This is a genomic window from Hymenobacter defluvii, assembly GCF_017589435.1.
Taxonomy (GTDB): domain Bacteria; phylum Bacteroidota; class Bacteroidia; order Cytophagales; family Hymenobacteraceae; genus Hymenobacter; species Hymenobacter profundi.
The window spans coordinates 20,808-44,680 of the sequence record NZ_JAGETX010000002.1; the positions used below are offsets into that span (position 1 = coordinate 20,808).

The window sequence follows — 23,873 nt, forward strand, 5'->3', positions numbered from 1 at the left end:
CCTCGCTCCTTGTCTGATTTTTATGCTCTTTCCTGTTTTTCTGCACAAGAGAAGTTTTTGTAGCCTGCTAAGCAGCCTACTACTCCTGACCGGGGCTACAGCCTGCAACCAGAACTCCAAGCAGGAATCCGCAGTCGGCACAGAGGCTACGGCCACTGCCGCCGCAGATACCACAGTCCTCACTAAAAACCCTGACTGGTGGAAGGAAACCGTGGTGTACCAGCTCTACCCGCGCAGCTTTCAGGACAGCAATGGCGACGGGGTAGGCGACCTGCGCGGTATCATCTCGCGGTTGGACTACCTCAAAAGCCTAGGGGTAGGCACCGTATGGCTGAACCCCATCTATGCCTCGCCCAACGATGACAACGGCTACGATATCAGCAACTACCGTCAGATTATACCCGAGTTTGGGACCATGCAGGACTTCGACGAACTACTTCGCGAAATGCACCGGCGTGGCCTCAAACTAGTGATGGACCTGGTAGTCAACCATAGCTCCGATGAGCACCAGTGGTTTCAGCAGGCCCGTAGCTCCCGCACCAATCCTTACCGCAACTATTACTACTGGTGGCCCGCTGAGAAGGGCACGCCCCCGGCGCGCTACAGCACCTTCGACGTAAAGAAAAACGCCTGGGCCTACGACTCGCTTACGAACTCTTATTACCTGCACATTTTTTCGCGCAAGCAGCCCGATCTGAACTGGAACAACCCCAAGCTGCGCCAGGAAGTGTACAACATCATGCGGTTTTGGGCCGACAAGGGCATTGATGGCTTTCGGCTGGACGCGTTTCAGTTTGTGGCGAAGGATCCTACCTTCCCGCCCATGCCGGGCCTAACGGAGCAGAACTACGCCAACGCGTACAATCATGGCCCTCACCTGCACGACTATTTGCAGGAAATGAACCGCGAAGTGCTTAGCCACTACAACTTGATGACCGTGGCCGAGGGCGCCGGCCGCAACCCCACCGAGGCCATGCTGTTCGTGGACCCTGCCCGCAAGGAGTTGGGCATGACCTACCATTTTGAGGGCACAGGCGTGGGCAGCAACTCCGATACCTATCAACTCACTGAGCTGAAGCGCGTGTTCACGAAATGGGACAGCACCTTTGCCCACAAAGGCTGGCAGGCACTCGACCTAGGCAACCATGACCAGCCCCGGATGGTGAGTAAATTTGGTGACGACCGGCCGGCTTTCCGGGCCGCCTCGGCCAAGCTCCTGAACACCTTCTTGCTGACGATGCGCGGCACGCCCTACTGCTACTATGGCGACGAGCTGGGCATGACCAACAACCCCAAACTGGCCAAGATTGAAGATTACCGCGACGTGGCTGCTCGCAACGGCTACCAGTTGGTGAAAAGCCAGGGCGGCGACTTAGCTGCCTACCTTAAAAACCTCCGCCGCTTCTCGCGCGACCACAGCCGTACGCCGATGCAGTGGGACAGCACGGCGCACGCAGGCTTCACCACCGGCACACCCTGGCTACCCGTCAACCCTAATTACCGCACCGTTAATGAAGCCGCCGAGAACCAGGATGCCACCTCGGTGCTAACCCATTTCCGGCGGGCAACTGCTATGCGACAACAGCACCGCGTGCTGGTATATGGTCAGTACCAGCTGTTCGACGCCGCTAACCCCCACATCTACGCCTATACGCGCACGCAGGGCCCAGACAAGGTGCTGGTGATACTCAACTTCTCATCGGAAGTGCGGCGGTGGCCTATGCCAGCAGGGCTGAAGTCGAGTGGTCAGCCCTGGCTCAACAACTACTCTGGTTTTACCATGGAGCCCACTCTCACGCTCCAGCCCTGGCAAGCCGTGGTACTACCTTTGGCGCAGTAGCCTATGCTTGCCTCTACCCTTTTTCTTTCTATGCTGCTTTCCCTACTTGCTTTTCTGTCGCGTGCGCTGGGTGCCGCAACGCTGTTTATTTTCGGGCTGATGCCCTTGCTTGCCACCGCCCAAACCACTCCCGACCCCTGGGTGCTATCGGCCGACAAAGTGGACCCCGCTGCCTACTACGGTGTGACGGTGGCCAACGGCATGCTGGGCGTGGTGTCGTCGCTCGAGCCGTTTAAGGTGAAAAGCGTAGTACTAGCCGGGGCCTACGATCAGTATGGACGAGGCAGAGTCAGCAACTTTCTCAACGGTTTCAATCTGTTGAATATGTATCTGGAAATTGACGGTCGGCGGCTGGGACCGGCTGATGCCCGCAACTTCCGGCAACAGCTCGATATGCGGGGCGCCTCGCTCACCACTACCTTCGACTACGGCGATAAGGCTACCATTAGCTACACCTACCGTGCGCTGCGCCACCTCCCCTACTGCGTGCTGATGGACGTGACCATCACCGCCAAAAAAGACCTTGCCCTAACGGCTGCCAGTGTGATGGAAGCGCCCGATGCGTTGCGCGACGTGCAGAACTACTACAACGAAATCGACCGGCCGCACGTCACCATCAGCCTGCTTACCTCCACGGCCCGCAGCCCTACCAGCAAGTTACAACTGTGTGCCAGCACCAGCTTTTTATTCTCGGAGCCGCACGGGCAGGAGCCGCGCGTCATTCACGAGATGTGGGACAGCAACATGCACCTGATGAAGTTCGGTAAAACGCTGAAGGCGGGGCAAGCTTACACGTACGGCGTGACGGGCGCTACCCTCACCTCCGCCCACGATGCCGACCCGCTGAACCAAGTAGAGCGCCTCACGGTCTTTGCCCGGCTCGAAGGCAAGGAGCGCCTACTGGCTTTCCACCAAAAAGCGTGGCAGGACTTGTGGCAGAGCGACATTCAGATTACCGGCGATGCGCAGGCCCAGCAAGACGTGCATAGTATGCTTTACCATCTCTACAGCTTTTCGCGGGCCGGTACCGATTTTTCGCCTTCGCCCATGGGCCTTTCGGGTCTGGGCTACAACGGGCATGTATTCTGGGATACCGACTTGTGGATGTACCCGGCCCTGCTGGTCTTGCACCCCGAAATTGCGAAGTCGTTGGTTGAATACCGGTTCAACCGGCTGGAAGCAGCCCGGCGCAATGCCTTTGCACACGGCTACCAAGGCGCTATGTTTCCGTGGGAAAGCGCCGATACGGGAGTAGAGGAAACGCCGGTGTGGGCGCTGAGCGGGCCCTTTGAGCACCACATTTCGGCCGATGTGGCGCTGGCCGCCTGGCAGTACTACTGCGTGACCCAAGACAAAACGTGGCTGCGCGAAAAAGGCTGGCCCATCCTGCAAGCCACCGCCGATTTCTGGGCTAGCCGGGTAGAACGCAACGGCCCCGGCCACTATGACATCAAGAACGTGGTAGCCGCTGACGAGTGGGCCGAAAACGTGGACAACAACGCCTTCACCAATGCCGCCGCCAAAGTAAACCTACAAAATGCTGCTGCCGCAGCTAAACTGTTGGGGCTACCCGCCAACCCCGATTGGGCGCTGGTTGCCCAAAACATTCCCATCCTGCGCCTACCCAACGGCGTGACGCAGGAGCACGCCACCTACCAAGGCGAGGGCATCAAGCAGGGCGATGTCAATCTGCTGGCTTACCCTCTAAAAGTGATTACAGACCCAGCGCAAATCAGAAAAGACCTGGAGTACTACGAAACCCGCGTGCCCAACGAAGGCACTCCCGCCATGACCCAGGCCATTTTTGCCTTGCTCTATGCTCGCCTAGGCGATGGCGCAAAGGCACGGCAGTTTTTCCGGGATGCATATGAGCCTAATCTGCTGCCACCATTCCGGGTTATTGCCGAGACCAAGGGCGGTACGAACCCCTACTTTGCTACGGGCGCGGGCGGGATATTGCAAGCCGTGCTGATGGGATTTGGCGGGCTTGACATTACACCTACTGGCATTGTGCAACGCAAAACCACGTTGCCCACGGGCTGGCAGTCGGTGAAGATAACGGGGGTAGGACCGCAGCGCAAAACGTATTCTGTTGCCCGCTGATATTGCCAGCCTACCGTACAGCTTGCTGCCGCAGCCAGGTCAATAAGTCGCTCACGTAGCCGGGAGCCGGCTGGGGCCACTGCCACTGGCCCTGGGCATTGGTGTAGCCTACCACCGTCAGGTTGCGGTTGGCGTGGGGGTAAAGTCGTACAGTGCTGGCCCTACCCTTCAGCGCCGGGCGCAGGTACCGGACGCTCTCACGCACGTTCAGGGTAGTGTCGGCTGCGCCGTAGAGTCCCAACACGGGTAGCTGCCGGGCCAGTAGCTGGAATGGCTGCGCCTGGGCACGCGACGCGACGGGTACGCCTTCCAACACCGCAAACCGGCATTTGGCCTGTGCCCGCAACGCCGCTTGCGTAGCCAGCGCTGCATTGGCACCGCGCACCCACAAGCCCACATGAGCCGTATCGATGCTGGTCTCGGTGCGGCAGGCGGCCAGCCCGGCACTGGCAGTATGGTAGGCCACCGAATCGGCCGCGCTGGCTGAGTCGGCGGCTACGGCTGGTAAGAGTAGCACCACGAAGCCGTGGCGGGCCAGCAAGTCGGCGCGGGTAGCGGCGGCGCCCGCCGTAATCTGGTCGGGCAGTATCACCACCGCCGGGTAGCGCTGCGCCGTATCCTGCGGAATCAGCAGCGAGGCCATGCTCTTGGCCGCTAGCCCCGGCAGCCGTACCGACTGCTCGCGGTAGGGCCGCGTGGCCGCTTGCCCGCGCCGCACCCACACAAACTGCGTTTGGATGGTGTCCCAGGTGAAAATACCACGTAGGAAGTCGCCCTCGCGCACGGCATTTACCGTGATGCTACCCGGTTGCCCCGGCTGCTGCTCGAAATGGAGTTGCGGCTCCCGGTAGCGCAGGTTGGCCACGGGAAAGCTGATACCAGGAATTTCGGGGAAGTGCATATCGGCCTGAATCTGGCCCGACGTTGTTTCGCGCACGTCCAGTGTCACCCGCAAATCGGTGCCCTGGTACGTAACTGGCCCTTCAAAATGACCAGTCAGAACAGGTAGGCTCTCTTTTTCGGACTGGCTTGAACATGCGCTCAACAGCAATATTATGCCTAGCCACCCTACCTGGCATAGCGCCTCCAACCCGTTAGCCGACATGGTTATTCTCAGTACAGATATACTTCTGGCAAGATTATTCACGCTGCAAAGATAACGTTGCCACTGAACGCATCGTATCCAGCCGTTTTCATAACCCTTTCCGCAGAATCAAATCCGTTTGCACATCGGAGCCCAGCGTAAAGGCATGCTGCCCGATTTCTTTGAAGCCGAACCGCTGGTAGAAGCTAATAGCGCGCGTATTTCGCTCCCACACGCCCAGCACCACCGTGCGGCACTTGTGCGCCCGGGCTTCTTCCAGCGTCCGGCGCATTAGGGTAGCGCCCAGGCCGGTGCCTACCCAGTCCTCGCGCACATAAAGGCGCGCTATTTCCAGGCGGTTATCCACTGGTTTACCCGACTCTAGGCCTAGGTCCGATTTCAGCCGGAGCATGGCATAGCCTACCAACTCCTGCTGCATTTGGGCCAGCAAGAAAATGACATTAGGATCTTGCAACTCGCTCAACTGCTGCTCCGGCCCGAAGGTAGCCGCCAGGTAGGCGTCCATGTCGGTAGGGGTATTATCGGCAGCAAACGTCTCGTGGAACGTCTGGCGCCCCAGGGCGGCAAGTTTCGCGGCCGTTTCGGGGGTGCGCTTTGCTACCAGTATACGAAGGGGTAAGGACATAATTCTAGTGAAATCAACGACGCAGGCGACGAATGCCCCATCTTCCTAGCCACAAAGATACCAGTGCGGCCAGTGCTAGCGCCAGCAGGTAACCAATAGTATTGCCAGTAGCCAAGCTGGCGGTGGGCGCTGCCGGGGGCGCCATTAGGTACGTACTAGTGCTCACCAACACGCGCACCAACAGGGCAGCGCTCAGTAACAGCGCCAATACACCTAGCAGTTTTGGCACAAACGGGCTCAATCCAGCAGATTGTTTTTGCCGCGTCGCATTTCCCAACCGGCCCGCAGAAAGTAGCCCGCCAGAATCAGCAAGGCAATGTTGATGACGAAGCCGAAGGTATTGAAGTTACCCGATTGCCACTCGGTATAGCGGCCAAATAACAAGTACAGCTCCACCAGTAGCAGCACGCCACCAACCAGCAAATGAATAGTACCGCCGGAGCGGGAATTGGGCGTTGCAGCCATAATTGAAAAGGAGAAGCTGTCAGAAACCAAAGAAGCGCTTGCCCTTGCAAGCAACCTGTAGAAACCCATACGCACAAGTATTGAAAATTGGTTTCTGCGGTGTATTTTTGCCTTACCAAGTAGTTCAGCGAGAGTAGCTCAGTTGGTAGAGCATCAGCTTCCCAAGCTGAGGGTCGCGAGTTCGAGCCTCGTTTCTCGCTCAGTTGTTTAAAAGCCACTTATCCTAATGCGGGTAAGTGGCTTTTTTCATGCACCTCGGCGCATGTTCGCAGAAAGCCAGCTTGTTACCGGTTTTTGGCTATTTCCCGGCGCACTACTATGCTATATGATTATTCGTTGCCGTCTGGCAGCTATGCATTATCCAATCATGAGCGCTTATGCGCATAACGTATTGACTAATATGATTTTTATTGCCAACGTATTACTAAACATAGTACCTTTTTAATTTATATTATATAAACAATGTTATATTTTATCCTCGATTAATTAGGTATACAGGAGGAAAATGGCTCTATTACGCTTTGTAACTGCTTGTTAACAAGAAGCTACAAAGCATTCTTATCCACTCTTACTTCCTTCCATGTATACCAAACCTCTTACCCACAAAATCCTTCCTCTTTTCAGCTTAGGCCTACTTTTCACGTTTGGCTGCGCTAAAGAAGACTTATCCCCCACCGAGGACTTTAGCGCTACTACCGCCCAGCAAGCCACGCAGGATGGCCCCACCGTTACGCTAGACTCCAAACGGTACATTATCATTGCCTCTGGCGACCAGTTGCCTAGCGACATTACCGCTCGGGCTGAATCAGCCAACGGCACCATTACCTCGCTACTTAGCGAAGCGGGCATTGCCGTTGCTACCTCCGACGACCCCCAATTTGCTGCTAAGGCTTCTCAAATTACCGGCGTGCGCTCCGTGGTGCGCGACTTCACTTACCAAGCCTTCGATCCGCAAAAAGAGCGCTCAGCCGATGTGGCTGCCAACAACGTGAACCCGCCCAGCACTGGCGACAGCAACCCCTACTTCCCGCTGCAATGGGGCCACACGGCCATTCAGGCACCCCAGGCCTGGAACACGGGCGCGCAAGGCGAGGGGGTAGTGGTAGCCGACCTGGACAGTGGCTTCGATCTGACCCACCCCGACCTACAGTCTAACATCGTGGGTAGCGTTTCATTTGTACCCGGCGAGGATGCTCAGTTTCGTGGCGCAGGCTCTAGCCACGGCACCCACACGGCCGGTACCATTGCCGCGGCCGACAACAACATTGGTGTTATTGGGGTAGCACCCAAATCCAAGCTTTTGTTAGTTAAAGTATTGCGTGACAGCGGATCAGGTTCGTTTTCTTGGATGATGAGCGGCATTGTGTATGCTGTGCAGAACAATGCCAAGGTTATCAACCTCAGCTTGGGTGCGGCCATTCTACGCAATGGTAAGTTCCTGAATAACAACGGTACGCCGAACGATCCGTCGGATGACTTCATCGAGCACGATGCCAAAGGCACGCAGGAGCTACTGGTAGCTATCAGCAAGGTAACTAGCTATGCTGCCAAGCAGGGGGTTACTATCATTGCATCGGCGGGCAACGATGCCAACGACGGCAACAAGGATCAGTCGTTGGTGCACATTCCGGCCGATGCTACGGGCGTTATCTCTATTTCGGCCACTGGCCCTATGGGCTGGGCGCTAAATCCGCTCACGACGAATCTGGACCGGTTGGCTTCGTACTCCAACTACGGCACGTCGGCTATCGACTTTGCAGCTCCCGGCGGCGATTTTGCCTACCCTGGCAGCGAGATAGTAGTCTTCAGAGGCGTACGCCAGTACGTATGGGCGCTTGATATGGTACTGAGCACGGCCAAAAACGGTGGGTACACTTGGATGGCTGGCACCAGCATGGCCGCTCCTCACGCTACTGGGGTAGCTGCCCTCATCATTGGTAAAAATGGTGGCCAGATGGACCCGGCACGCGTGAAAGCCGTTCTGCGCGCCTCTGCTGATGATTTAGGCAAGCCCGGCCGCGATGCCGCCTATGGCCACGGCCGCGTAAATGCCTTCCGTGCAGTATCTCAGGCACTATAGCCCTGCTGCACCGCGCAAATACGCAACGAAGAAAAGCCCTGCCGGTATTTGCCGGCGGGGCTTTTTGTTGACTAGCCTGATTACCTCAGAACCTAACCCCACTTTAAGACTGCCCAACTTACCTGCTTTTTCTGAAGCATTCTGTACTAGTTTTCCTTAGTATAGGTACTCTTATCACGGAAAGCACACTCGTTCTTATTCTATCAACAAGACAAATAAACGCTTGACTATCAGAATTTAAATCAAAATACAGATGCGCGTTTTGCAATACATGATTCGTTACTTACTTGTTGGGTTTAGCAAGCGCACAGCAATGTTTTTCCTCTTCTCAGCATTGGGTATCCTCTTTTATTCGTGGCATATTTAAGGCGCTAATACACTTCCTATGGCTGCCTTTCGCATACTTCTTTTGCTTATTGGGCTTTTGCTGGCAGCCGGCGGCAGTCAGGCACAGAGTGCACCCCACTCTGTGGCACCCCCTGAAGAGCAGCAGGATCTGGTGGTGCGCGTGACGGTGCCTACCGCCATAGCAACGCTGAGCGACTACGCTAGTACGCTATTCTCCAAGCAGAAAGACAAACTCAAAACGCTCACTGCTCCTAAACAGCTGCGCACCAGCAACCCGGTCATTGTTTTCACGCTGCCGCTGCCCAAAGGCTGGGGCACGAAGAAAGAGAAAGAAGCCAGTCCGTAATTGCCTACCTCGGTAACACGCCCTTCTTTGCTGTTAATCCTGCTGTTTCTACCCGTTTATGAGCGTCAATACGACTATCTTTTTCAGTATTCTAATAGCCGTAGGGCTGGTGCGTGTCATCCGGAAGTTCCTGGATTTGCCCACGCGCCTGCCCCGCATCAACCGGCTGCTGGACTACATCTGGGTGCCAGGCGTGGTGCTGTTTGCGCTTTCTTCGCTCATTCACTGGAAATCCGATCAGTTAGATGAGCTGTATCTGCTCTTTGTATTTGGGGTAGGCATTTGGGTGTCGCTGCGCTTGCGCACGTACCGACCAGCGCGGTTGCTGCTGCTGGCCGCCCTACCCTTCGTTGCATATTCAGCCTTTGAACTGGTACTGGCGCTGGTTGCGCCAGCTATGCTGAAAGAGTATGACGACAGCTTTGAGGTAGCGCAGGCCTTCACTTTCATCTGGCTATTCACCTTTGCGCTCATTGCCCGCAATCAAAAAAACCAGCTGGAAAAGGACCGGCTGCTGCGCGAGGAAGAAGAGAAGACCAAGCAGCGCATTTCGGCCCAGAATGTAGAGTTGGAGCGCTTGGTGGCCGAGCGCACCGTTACCCTCACACAGCAGGCCGAGGAGCTGCGCTACGCTCTCACGGAGCTACGCATCACACAGAATCAACTGATTCAGAGCGAGAAGATGGCGAGCTTGGGGGAGCTGACGGCCGGTATTGCCCACGAGATTCAGAACCCGCTGAACTTCGTTACCAACTTCTCCGACGTAAGTACCGAGCTGCTCACAGAGCTGGAAGAGGAGCAGCAAAAGCCCGACCGCGACCCAGAGCTGGAAGCCGAAATCCTGACTGACCTCAAGCAGAATCTTCAGAAAATCACGCACCACGGGCAGCGCGCCGCCAGCATTGTGCGGGCCATGCTGGAGCACTCCCGCGCCAACAATGGCGAGCGGCAGCCCACCGACCTCAACAAGCTAGCCGACGAATACCTGCGCCTCGCCTACCACGGCCTGCGCGCCAAAGACAAGACTTTCAACGCCACCATCACCACCTTTTTCGACCCGTCGCTGGGGCATATTAGTGCTGTATCGCAGGATTTGGGTAGGGTGCTGCTGAATCTGTTTACCAATGCGTTCTACGCGGTACAGAAAAAGCAAAAGGACGGTAACACGCCCGGCTACGTGCCTACCGTGAGCGTAAACACGCTGCACCGCTCGTCGGGGGAGGTGGAGATTCGGGTGCGCGACAATGGCACGGGCATCCCGGAGAGCGTGAAAGACAAGATTTTTCAGCCATTTTTCACCACCAAGCCCACCGGCGAGGGCACCGGGCTGGGTCTGTCGCTGAGTTACGATATCATCACGAAGGGCCACGGCGGCACCCTGACGGTGGAAACCGAGGAAGGCGAAGGCACGGAGTTTATTATCAGGCTACCTGGGTGATTTTTAGCTGTTAGTCATTTGCTATTAGCTGATGGCTTTCGTGAATTGCTTGCTCTCGTTTGAGAAGAACCAATAGCTAACAGCCGGCAGCTACTAGCTAAATTAAACGCATAGCTTTGTTTGTGATGAAAATACTGGTAGTAGACGATGAAGCCGATGTGCGCGTGCTATTTGAGCAGCGCTTCCGACGCGAAATCCGCAGTGGGTTGTTCACCTTTTCCTTTGCCTACTCGGGCGAGGAAGCCCTGACGTATTTGCACGATCATGCCTCAGAAGTGGTGCTGATTTTATCCGACATTAATATGCCCGGCATGAGTGGCTTGGAGTTGCTGCGTCACATCAAGCAGACCTACGCCGCCCCGCCCCCTACCCCACCACAGGTGATGATGCTGACGGCCTACGGCGACGACCCTACCCGCCAACAAGCCATGCAACTGGGAGCCAACGACTTCCTGACCAAGCCCGTAGATTTTGTCGCGCTGAAAGAGAAACTGACTGTGCTAGCGAGCCATGAAAACTAAGATACTGGTAGTAGACGACGAGGCCGACTTGGAGCTGCTCATCAAGCAGAAGTTCCGGCGCAAAATCCGGGAAAACGTCTACGAGTTTGTGTTTGCCAGCAACGGCCAGGAGGCCCTAGACTGCATTCGAGAGCACCCAGATATGGACATTATCCTCAGCGACATCAACATGCCGGTGATGGACGGGCTGACGCTGTTAGGCAAGCTCCCCGAGGCCAACCCGATGGCCAAAGCCGTTATCGTGTCGGCCTACGGGGATATGGAGAACATCCGGCTGGCCATGAACCGCGGCGCTTTCGATTTCATCTGCAAGCCTGTAGATTTCAACGATTTGGAGGTAACCGTGGAGAAGACCGCCCAGCAGGTGCGGCAGATGCGCGAGACGCTGAAAGCCATTCAGGAAAACAACATCCTGCGCATGTACGTGGATGGCACGGTACTCAACCTCATGGGTAGACCCGATTTCGAGAAGACGCTGATGGTGAGCGAAACGGTGGACGCTACCGTGGTCTTTATCGACATTTGCGGTTTCACGTCGCTTTCCGAAGTGCTACCCCCGGCCGATATCGTGACCATGCTCAACACCTACTTCGACCAGATGGTGAAGGAGGTGATTGCGCAGGGCGGCTACATTGACAAGTTTATGGGCGACGCCGTGATGGCCGTGTTCCGCGACGAGTTCCACCTCGACCGCGCCATCGACGCCTCGTTGGCGGCGCGGGCCGTGGTGCAGGCCAACGAGTTCACCCTACCCGACGGCCGGATCTACCGGCCCCAGGTCAGCATTGGCATAAACACCGGCGAAATGGTGTCGGGCAATATCGGCTCGGCCTCCCTCAAGCGCCTCGACTACACCGTTATCGGCGACACCGTGAATACTAGCCAGCGCCTCCAATCAGCCGCCCAGCCCGGCCAAATCATCATTACAGAGGCTACCTATCAGCAGGTGAAAGAGTCTTTTCACTGCCAACCGTTGCAGGAAGTCAGCCTGAAGAACAAGGCTCAACCGATGATGATTTATGAGGTAGTGAGCTAGAGGTGAGATTGTAAAGTGGTGAATTGAAAAATGCGTCTGTCATCCTAAGCGGAGCGAAGGACCTTATCACGCTAGAACGACCATCGTAGCAACGATTCGTTCAACTGGTAGAAGGTCCTTCGCTCCGCTCAGGATGACAGACGCATTTTTCACTCAGTCACTCTCGCACTCAGTCACTCGCTGCCGCCTCATAACTTCACCGCTTCATTCTGCCGCCGCAGGCGCTGGCAGAGTACGCGCAGGATGTTCCGCAACACCTCGCCGCGTTCCTCCATCACGTCGTAGAAATCTTCCTGATCGAGGCGGAAGGCGGTGACGGGACTTTGCGCTATGGCTGAGGCAGAGCGCGGTTCAGCGTCGAGTAGGGCTAGTTCGCCGAAGAAGTCGCCGGCTTGGAAGGTGGCGAGCTGTTGGGCGCCGGTGAAAATGCCTACCTCCCCTTCGTACACAATAAACAACGACGTACCCAGGTCGCCCTTGGCGAAAATCTGGTGGCCGCTCTCGAAAGTCACTTCCTTCATGATAGGCACAATGCTGCTGAGCACGTTTTCGGGAGTAGCAGCAAACAGAGCGGTGTTTTTCAGCAAGGCTACCCGTTCGGTGGCCGAGATACGAGAAGCGGAAGCGGCGTGGTGCATGCGTAGGGAAGCTAGGGTAGGGTGAGCGGTAAGAAGATACTGAAAGCCCTCGGGCGCGTCGTGGGCGAAGCGGTCCAGCACGGCCAGGGCGCTTTCTTGCACCAGCGGACTGGCACTGTTCAGGTGCGGCAGCAGCGCATCAATGGTGTAGGGGGTAGGGTGCCACTGGCGCAACGCCACCGCAATGGTCCAGTCAGAGAAGGCCGCGCTGCCGCGCCGGATGATGGTTTCGGTGAGAGGGGTAGATGCAGCCGTTGGTCCTAGCAGATTCTCGAAGCGGCGGGCTTTGGCAGCAGGTGGGGCTACGTCCAGCAAGGTTTGCAGGGCTTGGTACACCGGACGCGCAATCAGATTATCGAGCATTTCGAGGGCGTTGGCCTGCCGCTCGCGGGCGGCGTGGGCCACGCCACGTTGGGCATCGGCAATGAGCTGGGGCGGGTAGAGCTGGAGCAGCAAGCCAAACACCCGCTGTTGCAGGCGCGTCAGCTCATATTCCAGGCTGTCGCGTAGGGTCATATCGGGGGCAACAGCTTGGCCGTGCAGCAACTCCTGGCCCAGACGCAGTTCCTCCTGCACCAAATCCTGAAACACCGGCTCGTCGGCGACGGCTGGGTCGAATGACCGGAGCGCCCGCAGCCCGGCTTCGCGCCGGAACAGGTTGGGCTGGCGCACCAGCTCCACCAGCGCCTGCCGGCTGGCTGCTACTGGCAGTCGCCCACACAGCTGCGACACCCGCCGAATAATGTGCTCGTCGGTGCTGGTGCGTAGGGCTTCTGTGAGCAAGGGTAGAGCCGTGGTGCCCAGCCGAGACAAGCGGGCCGAGGCAGCAGCACGGCGGGCTTTGTCGGGTAGGTTGGCAATCAGCTGGCGGATTTCAGCCGGCGCAGCGGGTGTATTCTCGACTTCGGAGGTAGGCGTGGGCACAGCGTCATCGGCGAAGCGGCGGCGCACGGCGTGTCGCAGCTCGGCCAGGTAGTGCCCGTAGGTGCGGTGCAGGTAGAACAGCACCACCAGCAGAAACACCCCCAGCCATGCGAACATCATACCCTGAGTTAGCCCCTGCCCGCTGGACAGCAGAAACAGCGCCGCACCTGCCAAGCCCATGCCCAGCGGCTCGTATACGCCCTTAGCTAGTGTGTGCGCCTCCAGACGCTCGGGCGGCGAAAGGGGCTGAAACAGCACCAGAAACACTGGATCGAACACGGCGCGGCGCAGCACTTCCAGCGTCAGAAACAAGCCGCAGAAGTAGAGCATGCTGTTGGCGATACCGCCCAGATGCAATCCGCCAAACAGGGCCAGCGCACCCAGCATCACCACGGGTAGGGCCAGCAGCACGCGGCGCATTCCTACCCTGTCCAGCGCTTGGCCGGTGAGGAGGAGCTTCATCAGCAACGCCACTAAGTAGGTGACGACCAGCACGCCGCCCACGTAGCGCATTACCAGGGCCTGATCGTGGAAGCGGTGCTTCACGTTCACGAAAAACGAGTATTCCACGCCCGTTGTCACGATGGCAATAGCCAACATACTCAGGCACATAGAAAGCACCAGACGGCTGCTACCGAACCAGCGTTGCAAGCCCGGCGCTACCGCTTCCTGGCGCGTGGCCCGGCGGGCGGGCTGCACAGCTACTTCGTGCCGGCGCGAGGTAGCGCGCAGCGTGAGCAAGGCGGCCAGGTAGGCACCAAACGCCGTGAGCAGCAGCCACAACAGCTCGGTGTGGTGGTGAATGAGAATAGCTAGCACGGCTCCCAAGGCCTTGGCGGGCATGTCGCCGGAACTGATGACGCTGAACAGGCGCCGGCTCTGACGCACATCAAACACCACCGCCGACACGCCCCAAAACTCCAGATTAGTCAGCAAATAGATAACCCTATAGCCCGCCATAATGGCTACGGCCGCCGCTACCGAGTGCCCCGCGTAGACCAACACGCCCAGCACGCCCGTGAGCACAACCACGGCCAGCAGCACCCGCACCGCCACGCGCTGCAACCCCAGGTGGTGCTCGTAGTGGGCGTAGATTCGGCCGGCGGCCAGCATCGCCAGCGCGGACACGCCGTAGGCCAGCGGCAAGTTGCGCTCGGGGTGATTTTCGAGCAGAATAACGTTGGCCGACACGTACACCAGAATGGTGCCGATGCCCAGCAGGAAGTTGTGCAAAAAGAACAGCCCAACGGTGCGGCCTTCCTCGGCGCGAATCCCCACCAGTTGTTGCCAGCGTGCGAGTAGTGTCATAGTAGGTAGCTGTTAGCTGATAGCTGTTGGCTATTAGCTCCCATTCTGGAATAGCTGTCGAAAGCTAGCAGCTAATAGCCATTAGCCAGCAGCTAAAATCATCTCCGCAAGATAGGAGCATAAAGTGGCTGACAGCGTAATTTTCCTGTACTTACGCCTGCTTCTTTTCGTTTGCTGACATCGTATGGACTGCCAACGCGCCGAAACCTACGTGCTGCACCAGTTGCAGCACCTCTCCCCTACCCTCTACTACCACGGCCTGCACCATACCCTGGATGTGGTGGCGCAAGCCGAGTCGCTGGCTGATGCTGAGGGCGTTACCGACGCGCAGGAGCGGATTCTGCTGCGCACGGCGGCGTTTTTTCATGATACGGGTTTTCTGACTACCTACCAGGGCCACGAGGAGGCCGGCTGCGCGCTGGCCCGCCAGGTACTACCCGATATGGGCTACACGCCCGAGCAGATTGAGAGCATCTGCCAGTTGATTATGGCCACACAGATGCCTCAAAACCCCGGCACCTCGCACCTGGCCCAAATCCTCTGCGATGCTGACCTCGACTACCTCGGCCGCCCCGATTTCCTACCCATCAGCAACACCCTGCTGCAAGAGCTGCAAGCCCGCGGCAAGATGCAGAACCTGCGTGCCTGGCAGGAGCTGCAAGTGAAGTTCTTGAGTGAGCATTGTTACTGGACGCGCACGGCCCTGCAACGCCGCGAAGCCAGCAAGCAAGCGCACTTGGCCGCGGCGCGGGCGGTGCTAGATACCTAATACGCCTTCCGAAAAAGGTAGCGCACGTAGTCCGTTTCGTCTTTCCCGCCGGTTTGGCTGGTCGTCGTTACCAGTTCCCAACCGGCGGCCGACAATTCGTCTAGCTTCTGCATCACGAAACTGTCGTTTCGCTGTAGCCGATCCGCAAATTTGTCTTGCGACAACGTGAGGAAACCTTGTTCTAATTCTACCACTCCCTGACCTTTGAGGGCTGGAGCAAAGTAAATCCGGAAGGGAACACGTCCTGCCACCGTCATTTGCATGAAGTGGTACCGCGTTTGGGCAGTGGCCGCATGCGACCATACCAGTAGCAGCAGCCCAAGCAGTATGGCCGCGCGTCTCACAGTGTATTGCATAATCAACAGATAAAGTAAGTAGAGCGGCTAAAGTACGCGCTGACGCTTACTTCCAGCTCGCGGCCAATCATTGCAACGGGCACTCCTATAGCCGTCTTGTAATCAGCGCTGGCGTGACCCCACCCCCAGCCCCTCCGGGAGGGGAGAGGGGTGCCAGTCGCAAGACTAATGTGTCGTCGAACGCACCCCTCTCCCGGAGGGGCTGGGGGTGGGGTCACGCCAGCGCTGATTACAAGACGGCTGTAAACTCCTATTTACGAAAACGTTTCCGCTGATTTATCTACCGAAGCCGCCCGTATCTAGCGTTAGAGCGAGTAGTTTTCCGTTTCTTATGCAGGACATGCCTGTGCTATTTACCGGTTGCTTTTATGCTGGCAGCCTTCCTTTACCTGCCCTATCCATGAAAACGCCTACCCTTTCTTTGCGCTGCCTTTTGCTAATGCTCTTGCTCGCCGTGGGTACGCGCCACGCCGTGGCCGACGACGGCTACCGCCTGTGGCTGAAATACGACTTGCTACCCGATGCTGCCCAACGCAAAGCCTACCAACGAAGCCTTCGCTTTATTGCTACCGAAGAACGCACCAACCCTACCCTACAGGCGGCCACTGCCGAGCTGCAACGAGGATTGAACGGGCTACTGGGCCAATCGGTGCCGGTGGTAGGTAGGTCTTCGGGCAAGAAGGGCGGTATTGTGTTGCGCGTCGATCCGAACGTGCGTATCGATGCGGGCTCGGGTGCTACCGCTGCTGCATTGGCGAAGGAAGGCTACCGCATTACCACAGAGAAGGGCAACTTAGTGGTGACGGGGCAGAGGGACGCGGGCGTGCTTTATGGGGCTTTTGCCTTGTTGCGCCACCTGCAAACCGGTCAGCCGTTAGCGGGCATCAGCCTGAGCAGCGCACCCAAAATTCAGTACCGCTTCCTCAACCACTGGGACAACCAGAACGGCACCATCGAGCGCGGCTACGCGGGCGCCAGCATCTGGCAGTGGTACGAGCTACCCGAGCGCCTCGACCCACGCTACACCGACTACGCCCGCGCCAATGCCTCTATCGGCATCAACGGCGTGGTGCTCAATAACGTGAATGCCAGTCCGCGCTATCTTACTACGGAATATCTGGGCAAAATAGCGGCCCTGGCCAGCGTGATGCGCCCCTATGGTATTCGGGTGTATTTGTCAGTCTTTTGGGCGGCGCCCAAGGTGCTGGGCGGTCTACCCACTGCCGACCCGCTCGACCCGCGGGTGCAGCAGTGGTGGAAGGCTAAAACCGACGAGATTTACCGCACCATTCCCGACTTTGGCGGTTTTCTGGTGAAAGCCAACTCCGAGGGCCAGCCCGGCCCGCAGGACTACAACCGTACCCACGCCGACGGCGCCAACATGCTCGCCGCCGCCTTGGGCAACCACGACGGCCTCGTGATGTGGCGCGCCTTCGTGTACAAGGCCGACGTCAACAACGACCGGTTTCGGGCTTCCTACGACGAGTTCAAACCCTTCGACGGCCAGTTTGCCGATAAGGTGCTGGTGCAGGTGAAGAACGGCCCATTGGATTTTCAGGCGCGGGAGCCATTTCACCCGCTCTTCGGCAAGATGCCCCAAACGCCGCTGGTGCTGGAAGTACAGATTACGCAGGAATACCTGGGCTTCGCTACCCACCTGGTGTATCTAGCGCCGCTGTTCAAAGAGTGCCTGGATTCGGATACCTACGCCAAAGGCCCCGGTTCGACAGTGGCGAAGATAGTAGACGGCAGCCTCGACCACCACGCCATCAGTGCCATTGCGGGCGTGGCCAACATAGGCTCCGACCGCAACTGGACTGGCCATCCCATCGCGCAGGCCAATTGGTACGCGTTCGGCCGCTTGGCCTGGGATTATGAGCTGACTTCGGAAGCCATTGCGCAGGAATGGACGCGCATGACGCTTACCGCCGAGCCCAAAGCCGTGGCTACTATCACGGATATGATGGTGAAGTCGCGAGATATTTACGTGCGCTACACTACGCCATTGGGTCTGCACCACATCATGGGGCACGGCGTCCATTTTGGTCCCGAGCCGTGGCTGCCGTCTACCCCCCGCAACCGCTGGACGGCCGCGTTCTACCACAGCGCCGACGCCCAAGGCCTGGGCTTCGACCGCACAGCCAGCGGCAGCAACGCCCTGGGCCAATACGCCCCGCAGATACAGCAGCAGTGGGGTAACCGCCAAACATGCCCCTTGGACTACCTAATGTGGTTCCAACACGTGGGCTGGTCGCAGCCCCTGCGCACCGGCAAAACGCTCTGGAATGAGCTGTGCTACCGCTACTACACCGGCGCCGACTCGGTGCTGTGGCTCCAGCAGCAATGGCAGCAGGTGCAGCCTGCCCTCGACCCTACCCTGTTTGCCAACGTGCAGGCCCGCCTGCAAACCCAGCACAAAGAAGCCCTCTGGTGGCGCGACGCCTGCGTGCTTTACTTCCAGACGTTCGCCCGCCAACCCATCCCAGCGCCCTTCACGCCCCCTACTCGCACGCTAGATCAAGTGAAGGAGTTGGCGGAGGTGTATCAGTTGAAGTAGTTGGAAGGCACTCCGGCTTTCTATAACGATGTAGAGACGCATACTTGCGTCTCGTCGTTGCTGAGGTTGGGACGACAGGCATTCAGTAACGAGACGCTACACCAGTATAACTGCTGAAGCGCAACGACACTCGTTCAACGACGAGACGCAAGTATGCGTCTCTACATCCTTCAAAATTCACTTTCGACCTACTCCCGCTTGCTTTTCAGCAGTTGCTTAAGCTGAGCCAGTTCGTCGCGGAACTTGGCGGCTTGCAGGAAGTCCAGTTCTTTGGCGGCGGCTTCCATCTGCTTCTCGGTGGTTTTGATGAGCTTTTCCAGGTCGGTGCGGTTCATCATGGCCACGATGGGCTCGGCGGCTAGGGCCAAGGCACTTTCCTCGCTGGGGCCTACGTAGGCTTTGGGCTCGGCAATGCGGTAGTCGGCCACGGAGGTTTGGCCCATAATGGCCTCGCGCGACTTCTTCACGGTGCGTGGCGTGATGCCGTGTTCCTCGTTGTAGGCCATCTGGGTGGCGCGGCGGCGGTTGGTTTCGTCGATGGCGCGCTGCATGGAGCCCGTCATGCGGTCGGCGTACATGATGACTTTGCCGTGGTCGTTACGGGCGGCGCGGCCCATGGTCTGGATCAGGCTGCGCTGGTCGCGCAGGAAGCCTTCTTTGTCGGCATCCAGGATGGCTACCAGGCTAACTTCCGGCAGGTCAAGACCTTCGCGCAGCAGGTTCACACCGATGAGCACGTCGATTTCGCCCAGGCGGAGCTGCCGCAGAATCTCTACCCTATCCAGCGACTTCACATCGGAGTGCACGTACTGCGACTTGATGCCCAAGCGCTCCATATATTTTTGCAGTTCCTCGGCCATGCGCTTGGTGAGGGTGGTCACCAGCACCCGGTCGCCCATCTTCACGCGCTCGTCTACCTCGTCCAGCAAGTCGTCTATCTGGTTGATGCTGGGGCGAATGTCAATTTCGGGGTCGAGCAGGCCGGTGGGACGGATGATCTGCTCCACCACCACGCCGTCGGCCTGGGCCAGCTCGTAGTCAGCCGGCGTGGCCGACACGAACACGGCCTGGCGGTACATGCTCTCGAACTCGTTGAACGTGAGCGGGCGGTTATCAAAGGCCGAGGGTAGGCGGAAGCCATACTCGATGAGGGCCGTTTTGCGGCTCCGGTCGCCGCCCCACATGGCCCGGATCTGGGGCATAGTGGCGTGGCTCTCGTCCACTACCAAGAGGAAGTCGTCGGGGAAATAATCGAGCAGGCAGAAGGGGCGGCTGCCGGGCTGGCGGCCGTCGAAGTAGCGCGAGTAGTTCTCGATGCCGGAGCAGTAGCCCAGTTCCCGAATCATCTCCAGATCGAACTCCGTGCGCTCCATAATGCGCTTAGCCTCCGAGTCCCTACCCTCCTTCTCGAAGTAGGCGTGCTGCTGCACCAAGTCAAACTGAATCTGCTTGATGGCCTCGTTCAACGTGTCCTTACCCGTCACGAACAGGTTGGCGGGGTAGAGTGTCGCCGATTTCTCGTCGGCCAGCTTCTTGCCGCTGATCGGGTCGATGCGGTGAATGGCCTCGATTTCATCCCCGAAGAAAAAGATGCGGTAGGCGTAGTCGGCGTAGGCCGGAAATACGTCCACGGTGTCGCCCTTCACCCGGAACGAACCGCGCGTAAACTCGGCCTCGGTGCGCGAGTACAGAATCTGCACGAACTGGTAGAGCAGGTTATTGCGCGAGAATTTCAGCCCCGGCGCCATGTAAATGACGTTTTTGCCGAACTCCTCGGGGTTGCCGATACCATAGATGCACGACACCGACGCCACCACAATCACGTCGCGCCTACCCGAGAGCAGCGTGGAGGTGCAGTGCAGCCGCAGCTTCTCGATTTCCTGGTTAATAGCCAGGTCTTTCTCTATAAACACGTCGGTGCTGGCGATGTAGGCCTCCGGCTGGTAGTAGTCGTAGTAGCTGATGTAGTACTCGACGGCGTTGTTGGGGAAGAACGTTTTGAACTCGCCGTAGAGCTGCGCAGCCAGGGTTTTGTTGTGGCAGAGCACGAGAGCCGGCTTGCCGGTTTCGGCAATAACGTTGGCCATCGTGAAGGTTTTGCCCGTGCCGGTGGCGCCCAGCAGCACCTGCGCCGGCTCGCCGTTGTTGATGCCCTGCACCAGCTGGGCAATGGCTTTGGGCTGGTCGCCGGTCGGCTCGAATTCCGAGGTAAGTTGGTATTGCATCTGACGAGGAAAGGTAGCCTAGGATAACTTGTTTCGCTGGGCAGAGGTTTCCTCGGAAGCTAAATAATCAGGATGAATTTCTTACTGAAAGAACGTCATTTCAAGCTGGTCGAGGAATCTCGCGTGCTGACGAGAGAACATCATGCTTCGACAAGCGGACGCCAGATCAAGCACGACGTTCTTTAGGGGAAGCTTTCTATTTAACCACCCTACCCCCCACTCTTAACACAAGCGTAACCGTCTCAACAAACTAAGGCAATATACCACCAAGAGCTTTGCAGTCGATTTCATCGAATCTTCATCTTTTGCCTGGCATATGCCCTATTTTTTACGTCGATTGCTCTTGTTGAGCTTCTTGAGTCTGTTCTTATCGCCCGCTTTGCTGGCTCAAACAGGTGCTATCCGGGGAAAGGTGTTGGATGGTACGCGCCTGTCGTTGCCGGGTGCTTCGGTGCGGCTGCCGGCATTGGGCCGCGGGGCCGTGTCGGATGAGGATGGCGGCTACCTGCTGGCCGATGTGCCGGTGGGCACGCACCAGCTACTGGTTTCCTACCTCGGCTACCAAGAGTTTTCGACTACCGTAACGGTGACGGACCGCGCTACCACTACCCTACCCATTGAGCTGAGCGCAGGCCTCAACCAAATGGGCGAGGTGCAGGTGCTGGGCGCCCGCCTGCAAGGCCAGGCCAAGGCTCTGAACGAGCAGCGCACCAATGCCAACATCACCAACGTGGTGGCCGCCGACCAAATCGGCCGCTTCCCCGATGCCAACGTGGGCGACGCCCTGAAGCGCGTGCCCGGCATCACGGTGCTCAATGACCAGGGTGAGGCCCGCTTCGGCCTGATTCGGGGCACGGAGCCGCGCTTCAACTCCGTGACGGTGAACGGGGAGCGCCTACCCTCGGCCGAGTCCGGCACCCGCAGCGTGCAGCTGGATTTGATTCCGTCGGACATGGTGCAGGCCATTGAAGTGAGCAAAACCCTGACGCCCGACATGGACGCCGATGCCATTGGCGGCACCGCCAACCTGGTGACGCGCGCCGCGCCCAACGGCCTGCGCGTGTCGGGCACGGCGGGCGCGGGCTACAACTTCCTGTCGCAGAAGGTACCCTACCTCGGTTCTTTGGTAGTGGGCAACCGCTTCCTGGATGGCAAGCTGGGCATCATCGCCAGCGGTTCCTACTTCAACCACCGCTTTGGTTCCGACAATGTGGAGGCCGCCTGGGACCGAACCGAAGGCGGACGAGACTACCTCACGCAGCAGGAAATTCGCAAGTATGACGTGCAGCGCATCCGGCGTAGCGGTTCCGTTTCGGTGGATTATCGCGTGTCACCCAACTCCACTATTACCCTACGCAGCCTCTACAATGTGCGCGACGATTTCGAGAACCGCTACCGCGCTACCTACTCCGGCCTGAAGGCGCCCGGCAGCAATGGCTTGACCACAGGCCGCTACGAAATTGAGACCAAAGGCGGCAATGGTAAGCACAATGCCCGCCTGGAGCGCCAGAAAACCTTCAGCAATACGCTTTCCGGTGAGCACCTAATTGCCAGCCGCGCCCGCCTCACATGGGCTGGCACCTACGCCTACGCTTCGGAAGACCGGCCGCAGGAAAGCTACATCAGCTTCCGGACGGGCAACATTTCGCTGCGCCCCAACACAGTGGATGAGGAACACCCCAGCGTAGAGCCGGCTGCTCCCATCAACTACGCCACCATTCCCTTCCGCCGCTACCAGCTGCGCAACGACAACACCCACGAGCGCGACCTAAACGGCCGCATCGACCTGCTCCTACCCCTGCAAACCGAAGGTCCGTTTATGAACAGCCTGAAGGTAGGCGGCCGCTACCGCGACAAGCACAAAGAGGTAGCCCGCAGCCGGGGCGAGCTGGTGACGGACGAGGACGTGACCTGGGGCGCTATTCCTACCGCCGATTACTCTGATAATAACTTCCTGGCCAACGGCGGCGGCACGCGTTACCGGGTAGGACCGGCTCCGCAAAACTCGGCGCTGCCTACCTTTCAGCAGCAGTTCAATGCCACCTACGAGGATGATACGTACGATAACCTTTCGGCCAGCTTCCGGGCCGATGAGCGCATTTCGGGGGGCTATGCCATGCTGAACCAGCAGTTGGGCAATCGGTTCTCGGCTATTGCCGGCCTGCGGGTCGAGCACACGTATATCCGCTATCAGGCTACTATTCCGGCCGATGCAACTGGCGAAGGCCCCACCACAGAGGCCACTGGCATCAATAGCTACACCAATTTCCTGCCTGCCCTGCACCTGAAATACAACCTGACCGACAACACCATTCTACGGGCTGCCTATACCAACTCCCTAGCCCGCCCCGACTACGCGGCCCTGGCGCCTACCCGCACCATCGATGCTTCGGAAAACGAGCTGACCGAGGGCAATCCCAACCTGAAAGCCACCACGTCCACCAATTTCGACCTGATGGCCGAGCATTATTTCACGTCGGTGGGGCTGATTTCGGGCGGCGTATTTTATAAGGACATCGAGAACTTCGTGTTCACGACCACGGAGCTGAACTACACCGACCCCGTAACCGGCAACACGTTTTTGCGTTACAGCCGTCCGCTAAATGGCAACTCTGCTACCCTGCGCGGGGCCGAAATAGCCGTGCAGCGCCAGCTCGATTTCCTACCCGGCGTGCTGCGCGGGCTGGGCATCTACGCCAACTACACCTACACCAGCTCCCGCGCCAACGGCTTGGCCGAGCGCACCTCCCTACCCGGCACCGCCAAGCACAACTGGAATACGTCACTTTCCTATGAGAGCAAGCGCCTGACCCTGCGCGTGTCCGTCAACCGCCACAGCGGCTTCATCGACCCCGAGGAATCGACCCTTACCCTCTCCGACGGCAGTACCACCTTCCGCCACCTCGACCACCAACTGCAACTGGATGCCAACGCGGGCTACGCTTTCACGCCCAAGCTGCGCTTTTTTGTGGAGGCCAACAACCTCACCAACCAGCCCTTACGCTATTACCAAGGCAGCCGCAGCCGCACGTTGCAGAGCGAGTACTACAACGCCCGCTTCAACGCTGGCTTGAAGTTCGACTTGTGAGGTAAGAGGTTGTTCTGGTTAGTGTAGCATGATGTAGAGACGCATACTTGCGTCTAGCCGTTGAACGTACATCGCCCAAATCGTTCAGCGGCTAGACGCAA

General features: G+C 58.2%; 17 protein-coding genes and 1 tRNA gene. 11 read left to right on the forward strand and 7 right to left on the reverse strand.

Annotation, left to right across the window (positions count from 1 at the left end; genetic code table 11):
- The first annotated feature begins 22 nt into the window (after nt 1-22).
- Nucleotides 23-1,840, forward strand: a complete 1,818-nt coding sequence (locus tag J4D97_RS04285; protein WP_208306521.1) for a glycoside hydrolase family 13 protein — start codon at nt 23-25, stop codon at nt 1,838-1,840.
- A 30-nt stretch (nt 1,841-1,870) separates the two neighbouring features.
- Nucleotides 1,871-3,943, forward strand: a complete 2,073-nt coding sequence (locus J4D97_RS04290; RefSeq protein WP_243900160.1) for a glycoside hydrolase family 65 protein — start codon at nt 1,871-1,873, stop codon at nt 3,941-3,943.
- A gap of 10 nt (nt 3,944-3,953) precedes the next feature.
- Here J4D97_RS04290 and J4D97_RS04295 read toward each other — a convergent pair whose 3' ends face one another.
- From J4D97_RS04295 to J4D97_RS04310, 4 genes are all read right to left on the reverse strand, one after another.
- Complete coding sequence (locus tag J4D97_RS04295) at nt 3,954-4,988, reverse strand: hypothetical protein (RefSeq protein WP_208306523.1); 1,035 nt, start codon at nt 4,986-4,988, stop codon at nt 3,954-3,956.
- Nucleotides 4,989-5,136: 148 nt separating this feature from the next.
- Nucleotides 5,137-5,673 carry a GNAT family N-acetyltransferase gene (locus J4D97_RS04300; RefSeq protein ID WP_208306524.1) on the reverse strand — a complete coding sequence of 179 codons (537 nt, stop codon included), beginning with the start codon at nt 5,671-5,673 and terminating at the stop codon, nt 5,137-5,139.
- 13 nt (nt 5,674-5,686) lie between these two features.
- The gene (locus J4D97_RS04305; RefSeq protein WP_208306525.1) at nt 5,687-5,902 is read right to left on the reverse strand and encodes a hypothetical protein; all 216 of its coding nucleotides are present in this window, start codon (nt 5,900-5,902) and stop codon (nt 5,687-5,689) included.
- A gap of 8 nt (nt 5,903-5,910) precedes the next feature.
- Nucleotides 5,911-6,138 carry a hypothetical protein gene (locus tag J4D97_RS04310; protein ID WP_208306526.1) on the reverse strand — a complete coding sequence of 76 codons (228 nt, stop codon included), beginning with the start codon at nt 6,136-6,138 and terminating at the stop codon, nt 5,911-5,913.
- A 127-nt stretch (nt 6,139-6,265) separates the two neighbouring features.
- Between J4D97_RS04310 and J4D97_RS04315 the strand changes: the two genes are divergently transcribed.
- The 6 genes from J4D97_RS04315 to J4D97_RS04340 all read left to right on the forward strand — a co-directional run bounded on the left by J4D97_RS04315 (nt 6,266) and on the right by J4D97_RS04340 (nt 11,907).
- A tRNA-Gly gene (locus J4D97_RS04315) sits at nt 6,266-6,338 on the forward strand.
- Between the two features lie 380 nt (nt 6,339-6,718).
- Entirely contained in the window at nt 6,719-8,218 is a 1,500-nt protein-coding gene (locus J4D97_RS04320) for a S8 family peptidase (protein ID WP_185281407.1), read from the forward strand.
- 385 nt (nt 8,219-8,603) lie between these two features.
- Entirely contained in the window at nt 8,604-8,912 is a 309-nt protein-coding gene (locus J4D97_RS04325) for a hypothetical protein (RefSeq protein WP_208306527.1), read from the forward strand.
- A 58-nt stretch (nt 8,913-8,970) separates the two neighbouring features.
- Nucleotides 8,971-10,350 (forward strand): sensor histidine kinase, encoded by a 1,380-nt coding sequence (locus J4D97_RS04330; protein WP_208306528.1) that lies wholly within the window; start codon nt 8,971-8,973, stop codon nt 10,348-10,350.
- 125 nt (nt 10,351-10,475) lie between these two features.
- Complete coding sequence (locus tag J4D97_RS04335) at nt 10,476-10,871, forward strand: response regulator (protein ID WP_185281410.1); 396 nt, start codon at nt 10,476-10,478, stop codon at nt 10,869-10,871.
- Complete coding sequence (locus tag J4D97_RS04340) at nt 10,861-11,907, forward strand: adenylate/guanylate cyclase domain-containing protein (RefSeq protein WP_185281411.1); 1,047 nt, start codon at nt 10,861-10,863, stop codon at nt 11,905-11,907. The genes J4D97_RS04335 and J4D97_RS04340 overlap by 11 nt, the downstream gene beginning before the upstream one ends.
- Nucleotides 11,908-12,095: 188 nt before the next feature.
- Here the strand turns inward: J4D97_RS04340 and J4D97_RS04345 are convergent, their stop codons facing one another.
- A complete protein-coding gene (locus J4D97_RS04345) occupies nt 12,096-14,777 on the reverse strand; it encodes a cyclic nucleotide-binding domain-containing protein (protein WP_208306529.1) in 2,682 nt (893 codons plus the stop codon).
- A 184-nt stretch (nt 14,778-14,961) separates the two neighbouring features.
- On the opposite strand from J4D97_RS04345, the gene J4D97_RS04350 reads away from it, so the two are divergent.
- Nucleotides 14,962-15,546 carry an HD domain-containing protein gene (locus J4D97_RS04350; RefSeq protein WP_208306530.1) on the forward strand — a complete coding sequence of 195 codons (585 nt, stop codon included), beginning with the start codon at nt 14,962-14,964 and terminating at the stop codon, nt 15,544-15,546.
- Here the strand turns inward: J4D97_RS04350 and J4D97_RS04355 are convergent.
- The gene (locus tag J4D97_RS04355) at nt 15,543-15,902 is read right to left on the reverse strand and encodes a hypothetical protein (RefSeq protein WP_208306531.1); all 360 of its coding nucleotides are present in this window, start codon (nt 15,900-15,902) and stop codon (nt 15,543-15,545) included. The two genes, J4D97_RS04350 and J4D97_RS04355, sit on opposite strands and share 4 nt — an antisense overlap.
- Before the next feature lie 400 nt (nt 15,903-16,302).
- Here J4D97_RS04355 and J4D97_RS04360 point away from each other — a divergent pair, with 400 nt between their 5' ends.
- Entirely contained in the window at nt 16,303-18,459 is a 2,157-nt protein-coding gene (locus J4D97_RS04360) for an alpha-glucuronidase family glycosyl hydrolase (protein WP_432207207.1), read from the forward strand.
- A gap of 188 nt (nt 18,460-18,647) precedes the next feature.
- Here the strand turns inward: J4D97_RS04360 and uvrB are convergent, their stop codons facing one another.
- Nucleotides 18,648-20,684, reverse strand: coding sequence for an excinuclease ABC subunit UvrB (gene uvrB, locus J4D97_RS04365; RefSeq protein ID WP_208306532.1), 2,037 nt, complete (start codon nt 20,682-20,684; stop codon nt 18,648-18,650).
- 316 nt (nt 20,685-21,000) lie between these two features.
- Between uvrB and J4D97_RS04370 the strand changes: the two genes are divergently transcribed.
- Entirely contained in the window at nt 21,001-23,772 is a 2,772-nt protein-coding gene (locus tag J4D97_RS04370; protein ID WP_208306533.1) for a TonB-dependent receptor, read from the forward strand.
- Nucleotides 23,773-23,873: the final 101 nt, after the last annotated feature.

Coding starts and splice junctions, on each gene's coding strand:
- J4D97_RS04285 (WP_208306521.1), top strand. CDS start 23: ATGCTCTTTCCTGTTTTTCTGCACAAGAGAAGTTTTTGTAGCCTGCTA.
- J4D97_RS04290 (WP_243900160.1), top strand. CDS start 1,871: ATGCTGCTTTCCCTACTTGCTTTTCTGTCGCGTGCGCTGGGTGCCGCA.
- J4D97_RS04300 (WP_208306524.1), bottom strand. CDS start 5,673: ATGTCCTTACCCCTTCGTATACTGGTAGCAAAGCGCACCCCCGAAACG.
- J4D97_RS04310 (WP_208306526.1), bottom strand. CDS start 6,138: ATGGCTGCAACGCCCAATTCCCGCTCCGGCGGTACTATTCATTTGCTG.
- J4D97_RS04320 (WP_185281407.1), top strand. CDS start 6,719: ATGTATACCAAACCTCTTACCCACAAAATCCTTCCTCTTTTCAGCTTA.
- J4D97_RS04325 (WP_208306527.1), top strand. CDS start 8,604: ATGGCTGCCTTTCGCATACTTCTTTTGCTTATTGGGCTTTTGCTGGCA.
- J4D97_RS04330 (WP_208306528.1), top strand. CDS start 8,971: ATGAGCGTCAATACGACTATCTTTTTCAGTATTCTAATAGCCGTAGGG.
- J4D97_RS04335 (WP_185281410.1), top strand. CDS start 10,476: ATGAAAATACTGGTAGTAGACGATGAAGCCGATGTGCGCGTGCTATTT.
- J4D97_RS04340 (WP_185281411.1), top strand. CDS start 10,861: ATGAAAACTAAGATACTGGTAGTAGACGACGAGGCCGACTTGGAGCTG.
- J4D97_RS04345 (WP_208306529.1), bottom strand. CDS start 14,777: ATGACACTACTCGCACGCTGGCAACAACTGGTGGGGATTCGCGCCGAG.
- J4D97_RS04350 (WP_208306530.1), top strand. CDS start 14,962: ATGGACTGCCAACGCGCCGAAACCTACGTGCTGCACCAGTTGCAGCAC.
- J4D97_RS04355 (WP_208306531.1), bottom strand. CDS start 15,902: ATGCAATACACTGTGAGACGCGCGGCCATACTGCTTGGGCTGCTGCTA.
- J4D97_RS04360 (WP_432207207.1), top strand. CDS start 16,303: ATGAAAACGCCTACCCTTTCTTTGCGCTGCCTTTTGCTAATGCTCTTG.
- uvrB (WP_208306532.1), bottom strand. CDS start 20,684: ATGCAATACCAACTTACCTCGGAATTCGAGCCGACCGGCGACCAGCCC.
- J4D97_RS04370 (WP_208306533.1), top strand. CDS start 21,001: ATGCCCTATTTTTTACGTCGATTGCTCTTGTTGAGCTTCTTGAGTCTG.